This is a genomic window from Xenophilus sp. (genome assembly GCF_044462705.1).
In the GTDB taxonomy this organism is placed as follows: domain Bacteria; phylum Pseudomonadota; class Gammaproteobacteria; order Burkholderiales; family Burkholderiaceae_C; genus Xenophilus; species Xenophilus azovorans.
This window is the reverse complement of the sequence record NZ_JBIQNC010000231.1, coordinates 1-7,010: the sequence shown is the minus strand read 5'-3', so window position 1 is coordinate 7,010 and position 7,010 is coordinate 1. Positions and strand designations below refer to the sequence as shown.

The window sequence follows — 7,010 nt, the reverse complement described above, 5'->3', positions numbered from 1 at the left end:
TGACTGGCGCCAAAGGCGGGTTCCCAACGCCCTGGTCATCGCGGGCGCGCTCGCTGCGCTCGCAGCGCTGGGCCTGCAGGCGACGCCCTTGCACATCGGCTGGGCCGACGCACTTTCGGCCTGTGCCGCCACCTTCGTTTTTCTGCTGTTGTTCTACGCCGCGGGCCTGATGGGCGCCGCGGACGTGAAATTCGCCGCCGCGCTCGCGCTGTGGCTGGGTCTGGAGGGAATGCTGTGGACATGGATCGGTGCAAGCCTGCTGGCCGCCGTGCATTCCATCGGCCTGATGCAGATGCGCCGGTGGACCGGGGCAGTGCGCCAGCGGCGCCGCGAGGTGCCCTACGCCGCGCACCTGGCCACGGCGGCGCTGGCCTGGATGGCCTGGGCCAGCGCGGCTCGGTGAGCGTGGAGTTCGTCCTGCTCTTCCCGGTGCTGTTCCTCATCCTCTACGGGCTCATCACCTATGCGCTGATCTTCAGCGCGCAGCACACCCTGTCGCTGGCCGCCGCCGAGGGTGGGCGGGCGGCCCTGCGCTACCAGCGCGCGGACACGGCGGACGAAGCGCTGGCCCTGCGCGCCGCCGCCGCGCAGAGCGCCGCCGGGCAGTCGCTGAACTGGCTGCGCAACATCGCCGGCGTCGACGCGGTGAGCGTGCCGCTGCCGGTGGCGCAGGCCTGCGCGTCCGACGCCGCGCTGCGCTGCCTGCAGGTCAGCGTGACCTACGACTACCAGGCCGCACCGCTCGTCCCCCGCCTGCTGGGGCCGCTGTCGCTGCCGACGCCGTCCCAGCTGAGCAGCGAGGCGGTCGTGCAGATCGGCCCGATGCAACTCCTCTGACCCTTCACGCCGAGCCGCCCGAGCCTCCCATCCATGTCCCGCTACGTCCGCATCGCCGCCCTCGCGCTCCTGCTGCTGGCCCTCGCGCTGGGCGGCTATGCCTGGCTGCTGGGGCGCAAGCCGCCGCCGCCCGCCGCCGGCGCACCGGCCGCCGCCAGCGCGCCGGCCGCGCGCCAGTACGCCGTGGTCGTCGCGGCCAAACCGCTGCCGGCCGGCGAGCCGATCGCACAGGACGCGGTGCGCGTCGTGCAGCTGCCCATCAAGCCCGCCGATGCGCTGGCCGACACCGCTGCCGCCGTGGCCCGCGTGCCGGTGTACGACATCGCGGAGAACACGCCGCTGACCGAAAGCCAGCTCGTCTCCGGCCTGGCGCTGCGGCTGGAGCCGGGCGAGCGCGCGGTGGCCGTCAAGGCCGACGAGGTGATGGGCGTGGGCAACCGGGTGCGCCCGGGCGACTTCGTCGACGTGTTCTTCGTGCTCAAGAGCGACGGCAAGGACGTGGACCGCAGCCAGGCCCGCCTGCTGCTGCCGCGCATGCGGGTGCTGGCCTTCGGCAGCGCCTCGGTCGACGGCGCACCGGCTGCTGCCGGCAACGGCCAGCGCGGCAATGCCGGGCGGCCGGAGCCGGCGCGCACCGCGGTGCTGGCGGTGCCGGTGGACCAGGTCAACCGCCTGGCGCTGGGCGACGCGAGCGCGCGCCTGCTGCTGGCGCTGCGCCGGCCCGACGATGAGGCGGTGCCGGACGCGGACCTGTTCGCCCCGCTGCCCACGGCGCTGCAGCCGCTGCCCGTGCGCGCGCCGGCGCCGCCGCGTCCGCCGCTGGCCGGCATCGACCGCGCCCAGGCGGGCCTGGCCACCGCCGACCTGGCGGCAGGCGGCAGCGCCCGCGCGCCGCAGCCGCATGCGGCGCCGACGCCGCGCCTCGCGCCGCAGGTGCGGGGCGTCGCCGCCGGTCCGTCGGGCCATGAGGTCGAAGTGTTCCGCGGCGCGCAGCGCGAAACGCTGCACTACTAGCCGGAACCCGATGCCTCGCGCCGTGCCTTTCATGACATCCCATCGCAGCCTTCCCTTCCTTCGCTGCCGCCGCGCCGGCGCCGCGCTGCTGCTGTTGCCCTTGCTGGCCCCGGCCCAGGTGCAGACGCAGGCGCGCACGCAGCCGGCCCCTGCTGCGGCGCAGCTCGCCGTGCAGCGCCTGCCGAACGCGGCCGAGCGCATCGACATGCGCGCCGGCAGCCAGCGCGAGCTGCTGTTCGACGCCGGTGTCGAGCGCATCGCGATCGCCGACGAGACGGTGGCGAGCGTGGCGGTCTCGCGCCAGCGCGCCGGCACCGCGGCGGCGCGGCTGATCCTCACGGCCCGGGGCGCGGGCCAGACCACGCTGATGGTGTGGGAGCGCAACCGCCCCGCCGCACGCACCTACCGGATCGAGGTGCAGCGCCCGACGGCGCAGGTCGAAGGCCGCTTCGCCGACAGCGACGCGCAGGCCGGCGCGCGCGCCGACGCGCTGGCCCGCCACGCCGACAAGACGCCGCTGCTCGACCGCTCGGTGCTCGACGTGCGCAGCCACACGGTGCAGGTGGACGTGAAGGTCGTCGAGTTCAACCGCAACCTGCTCAAGCAGGTGGGCGTCAACCTGTCCAGCTACGGGCCCAACAGCCACGGCTTCAGCTTCGGCAGCCTGGGGGGCGGCGCGCTGGCCGATGCCTTCCAGGTGGCGCTGGGCTTCGGCAAGGCCAACAAGGGCCGCGGCCTGACGCTGACGCTGAACCTGCTGGAGGGTGACGGCCTGGCCCGGGTGCTGGCCGAGCCCTCGCTGGTCACGCTGTCGGGGCAGAGCGCCAGCTTCCTGTCGGGCGGCGAGCTGCCGATCCCGGTGGCGCAGGGGCTGGGCACCACCACCATCGAATACAAGCCCTACGGCATCGGCCTGACCGTCACGCCCACCGTGCTGTCGAACGAGCGCATCGCGCTGAAGGTCGCGCCCGAGGCCAGCGAACTGGACTACGCCAACCGCGTCAGCGTCGACGGCGCGCCGGTGCCGGCCATCACCACCCGCCGCGCCGACACCACGGTCGAGCTGGGCGACGGCGAGAGCTTCATCATCGGCGGGCTGGTCAGCCGCCAGACCACCTCCAACGTCGACAAGGTGCCGCTGCTGGGCGACGTGCCGGTGCTGGGCAGCCTGTTCCGCCAGAACGACTTCCAGATGCGCGAGAAGGAACTGGTGATCGTCGTCACGCCGCACCTGGTCAGGCCGCTGGCGCGCGGCACCGACCTGCAGCCCTACCTGCCGGGCGAGCAGAACGAGCGGCGCGACCCGGCCGTGTGGGGCCAGATCCTGTCTGGCAGCGCCATCTTCCCCGTCCCGGGGTTCTCGCAATGAGCCGCTCCCACCTGCGTCCCGCCACCGGCTTCGACATGCTGCCGCCCGACACCGAACCCGGCGGCGGCGCCGAGCCGGTGCAGGCCGGCCCGCAACGCTACCTGCTGGTGTCGGCCGACGACGCGCACGGCGCCTGGCTGGCCCGCGCGCTGCTGCGCCAGGGCCGGGTGCTGCCGGCGGTGACCGACACGCAGGCGCTGGAGGCGCAGATCGCGCGCCACGGGCCGCATGCCGTGTTCCTCGACTTCTGCAGCGCCGAGGTGGTGCAGGACGTGCCGCGGGCGCTGGCCCAGCGCTGGCCCGGCGTGCCGGTGCTCGGCATCGGCCGCGCCGGCCAGCCGGCCTCGCTGCTGGCGGCGCTGCGGGCCGGCGTGCACGACTTCATCGACCTGGACGCCGGCGAGGACGACGCGGCGCATACCGTGGCGCAGGTCCTGGCCCGGCAGCCTGCGGCGCAGGCCGCGCCGCAGGGCCGCACGGTGGCGCTGCTGGGGGCGCGCGCCGGCCTGGGCGTGACCACGCTGGCCGTCAGCCTGGCGCTGCTGCTGCAGCAGCCGGAGCCGCCGCGGCGCGGCCGTGCCGCCACGGCCGCGGCGGCGCCCGGCGACGAGGACCGCGGCGTCGCGCTGCTCGACCTGGGCCTGCCCGCGCGCGACGGCCTGCTGTACTGCGACATCGACAACGCCTTCAGCTTCGTCGACGGCGTGCGCAACCTGCGCCGCCTGGACCGCACGCTGGTGCAGAGCGCCTTCGCGCGCCATGCCGGCGGCGCGGCGGTGCTGCCGCTGCCGGCCGCGCTGGGGCAGATGCGCGAGATCTCCCATGCCGACGCGGTGTCGCTGATCCGGCGCCTGACCGACTTCTTCGCCTTCCAGATCGTCGACCTGGGCGGCTTCTCGCCGGTGGAGTTCGTCGCCCACGCCGCGCGCAGCGCCGACCGCGTGTTCGTGGTGTGCGACCAGAGCATCGGCGGCGTGGTGTCCACCGCCGCGCTGCTGCGCGAGCTGGAGGCGCGCGGCCTGCCGGCGCAGCGCCTGGCGCTGGTGGTCAACCAGTTCGACCCGCAGGCCGGGCTGCCCGCAGCCGACATCGCGCAGCGCCTGGGCCTGCCGCTGGCCCGCGTGGTGCCGGCGCGCCGCGCCGCGCTGCTGGCCGCCGCGGGCCGCGGCGAGATGCTGGTGCATGCCGCGCGCAGCGACCCCTACACGCAGGCCGTGCAGGCGCTGGCGCGCGACCTGCGCGAGGGCGGCAGCACGCCGCCGCCCCCCGCGCAGCGCCGCGGCGGGGCGTGGCAGGCCCTCAGGAACAAGATGCTGGGACGGGCCGGGACGGCCTGAGGACCATCGGGATGGAAGCAGAGATCGAGTTTTCCGACGACGGCCAGAAGTTCGTCCAGTCGCAGCAGTTCCAGGACATCAAGGCCTGGATGCACGACCACCTGCTGTCGCGCATCGAGGAGCTGGGGGCAGAGTTCGGCCGCTGGTCGCGCCAGTCGATCCAGCAGTTCGTCGAGCTGGAGCTGGAGAGCTTCGTGCGCATGCAGCGCGTGCCGATCAACGAGCGCGAGACGCAGCTGATCGCCGATGCGCTGACCAAGGAGCTGGCCGGCTTCGGCCCGCTGGAGGACCTGCTGGCCGACCCGGCGGTGGAGGACATCCTCATCAACGGCCACAAGAGCGTGTACGTGTCGCGGCGCGGCATGCTGCAGCGCGAATCGCTGCGCTTCGCCGACGACGAGCACGTGATCCGCATCGTGCGCCGCATCCTGGCGCCCATCGGGCGGCGGCTGGACGAGGCCAACCCGATGGTCGACGCGCGCCTGCCCGACGGCGGGCGCATCAACGTCATCATCGAGCCGCTGGCCATCGACGGCGTGTCGGTGTCGATCCGCAAGTTCCGCAAGGACCCGCTCACGCCGGCCGACCTGATCAAGCTCGGCACCTTCGACGCTGGCATCGCGCAGCTGCTGGAGCTGGCCGTGCGCGCGCGCTGCAACGTGCTGGTCAGCGGCGGCACCAGCTCGGGCAAGACCTCGCTGCTCAACGCGCTGGCCACCTTCATCCCCGACAGCGAGCGCGTGGTGACCATCGAGGACACCGCTGAGCTCGCGCTCGGGCACTCGCACGTGGTGCGGCTGGAAAGCCGCCCCGGCGGCTTCGACGGCGCCGGCGTGGTGACCATCCGCGACCTGCTGCGCAACAGCCTGCGCATGCGGCCGGACCGCATCATCGTCGGCGAGGTGCGCGGCGCCGAGGTGATCGAGATGCTGCAGGCGATGGGCACCGGCCACGACGGCTCGATGGGCACCATCCACGCCAGCTCGCCGCGCGAGTGCCTGTACCGGCTGGAGATGCTGGCCGGCTTCGCGGGCTACCAGGGCAGCGAGGTCAGCCTGCGCCGGCAGATCGCCAACGCCATCGACTTCATCGTGCAGATCGGACGCCTGCCCGGCGGCGAGCGGCGCATCCTGTCGATCTCCGAGATCACAGGCGTCAACGACAACGTGGTGGCGATGCAGGAATTGTTCCGCCACGAGCCGGTGCACGGCGCCGACGGTGCGGACCGCGACCGCTGGGTCTCGCTGGGCATCGCCCCGCATTCGCCCAAGATCGCGCGCCTGCGCCAGGCGATGCGCGCGGCGGGGGAGCGGCGTGGCTGACCGCCAATTGCTGGTGCTGGCCGCCGCGGCGCTGCTGGCGGCAGCGGCCCTGTGGCTGTGGGCATGGGCGGCACGCGAGCGCGCACGCCAGCGCGCCGGCGAGCACCTCGAACGCCAGTTGCGCGCCGGCGACCAGCTGCCGCAGGACGCGGCGCCCTGGATGCGCGCGCTGGCCGACCTGCCGGAAGCGGCGCCGCCGGCACAGGCCGCTGCTGCCCCCGCGCGGCGGCCGGCGCGCTGGATGCCGGGCTGGCTCGACGGCGCCGTCGCGCCCGGCCGGCTGCTGGCCGGGCTGGCCCTCGTGCTGCTGGCGGTGGCGGTCGCGGGCATCGCCTTCGGGCCGGTGGCCGCCGCCGGCGCGGCCGTGCTGTGCACGGCGCTCGGCGCCTTCGCGCTGTGGCTGGCGGTGCAGCGGCTGCGGCGCCGGCTGGCGCAGCAGCTGCCGCCCTTCATCGACGCGATGGTGCGCCTGATCACCATCGGCAACTCCACCCAGGCCGCCTTCCAGCTCTCGGTCGGCAACACGGCCGAGCCGCTGCGCGGGCACCTGGAGCGCGCCGCCAGCCTGGTGCGCGCCGGCGTGGAGCTGGACCAGGCGCTGCACCAGACCGCCCGCGCCGTGCGCATCGAGGAGATGGCGCTGCTGGCCGCCATCCTCGGCCTGAGCGTGCGCTATGGCGGCCGGGCCGATCTGCTGCTGGAGCGCGTGGCCCACTTCATGCGCGACCGCGAGCAGGCCGAGCAGGAGCTGATGGCGCTGTCGTCCGAGACGCGGCTGTCGGCCTGGATCCTGGGCCTGCTGCCGCTGGCGGTGGGCTTCGCGATCGTCACGCTCAACGCGGCCTACTTCACCCGCATGTGGCAGGACCCGACCGGCCGCATGCTGCTCTTCGGCGCCGGCGGGCTGCAGCTCCTGGGCGCCGTGCTGCTGTACCGGCTGGCACGGCTGGATTGAGGGGAGGCGAGCGCATGTCCCCCACCGTCCTCTACGTGCTCAGCGCCGCGCTGGCCCTGGCCGCGCTGCTGCTGGTGGCCGGCGCCCTCGTGCGGCGCGAGGTGGCGCGCCTGCGCGGGCGCGAGGTGGTCGGCCGCGCCATCGAGCGCGAGGCGCGCGCCACGGCGGCCGCGGCG

Annotated in this window: 7 protein-coding genes; all 7 read left to right on the top strand. The window is 74.6% G+C overall.

Features of this window, described 5'->3' with window-relative positions; all coding sequences use genetic code 11:
• Nucleotides 1-403 (top strand): prepilin peptidase (locus tag ACIY1X_RS23110; protein WP_399685158.1); only part of this gene is annotated, 403 nt, incomplete at its 5' end.
• A gap of 2 nt (nt 404-405) precedes the next feature.
• Nucleotides 406-837, top strand: coding sequence for a TadE/TadG family type IV pilus assembly protein (locus ACIY1X_RS23105; protein ID WP_399685156.1), 432 nt, complete (start codon nt 406-408; stop codon nt 835-837).
• A 33-nt stretch (nt 838-870) separates the two neighbouring features.
• The gene (gene cpaB / locus ACIY1X_RS23100) at nt 871-1,851 is read left to right on the top strand and encodes a Flp pilus assembly protein CpaB (protein ID WP_399685154.1); all 981 of its coding nucleotides are present in this window, start codon (nt 871-873) and stop codon (nt 1,849-1,851) included.
• A gap of 31 nt (nt 1,852-1,882) precedes the next feature.
• Nucleotides 1,883-3,220: a type II and III secretion system protein family protein gene (locus ACIY1X_RS23095; protein WP_399685151.1), complete on the top strand. Its 1,338-nt coding sequence runs from the start codon at nt 1,883-1,885 to the stop codon at nt 3,218-3,220.
• Entirely contained in the window at nt 3,217-4,557 is a 1,341-nt protein-coding gene (locus tag ACIY1X_RS23090) for a CpaE family protein (RefSeq protein ID WP_399685149.1), read from the top strand. The genes ACIY1X_RS23095 and ACIY1X_RS23090 overlap by 4 nt, the downstream gene beginning before the upstream one ends.
• 11 nt (nt 4,558-4,568) lie before the next feature.
• Nucleotides 4,569-5,879 carry a CpaF family protein gene (locus ACIY1X_RS23085; protein ID WP_399685146.1) on the top strand — a complete coding sequence of 437 codons (1,311 nt, stop codon included), beginning with the start codon at nt 4,569-4,571 and terminating at the stop codon, nt 5,877-5,879.
• Complete coding sequence (locus tag ACIY1X_RS23080) at nt 5,872-6,834, top strand: type II secretion system F family protein (RefSeq protein WP_399685144.1); 963 nt, start codon at nt 5,872-5,874, stop codon at nt 6,832-6,834. Before ACIY1X_RS23085 ends, ACIY1X_RS23080 begins: the two co-directional genes overlap by 8 nt.
• Nucleotides 6,835-7,010: the final 176 nt, after the last annotated feature.

Bases quoted from the DNA above. Each gene is read 5' to 3' on its own strand.
- cpaB (WP_399685154.1), top strand. From the start codon at position 871: ATGTCCCGCTACGTCCGCATCGCCGCCCTCGCGCTCCTGCTGCTGGCC.
- ACIY1X_RS23095 (WP_399685151.1), top strand. From the start codon at position 1,883: ATGACATCCCATCGCAGCCTTCCCTTCCTTCGCTGCCGCCGCGCCGGC.
- ACIY1X_RS23090 (WP_399685149.1), top strand. From the start codon at position 3,217: ATGAGCCGCTCCCACCTGCGTCCCGCCACCGGCTTCGACATGCTGCCG.
- ACIY1X_RS23085 (WP_399685146.1), top strand. From the start codon at position 4,569: ATGGAAGCAGAGATCGAGTTTTCCGACGACGGCCAGAAGTTCGTCCAG.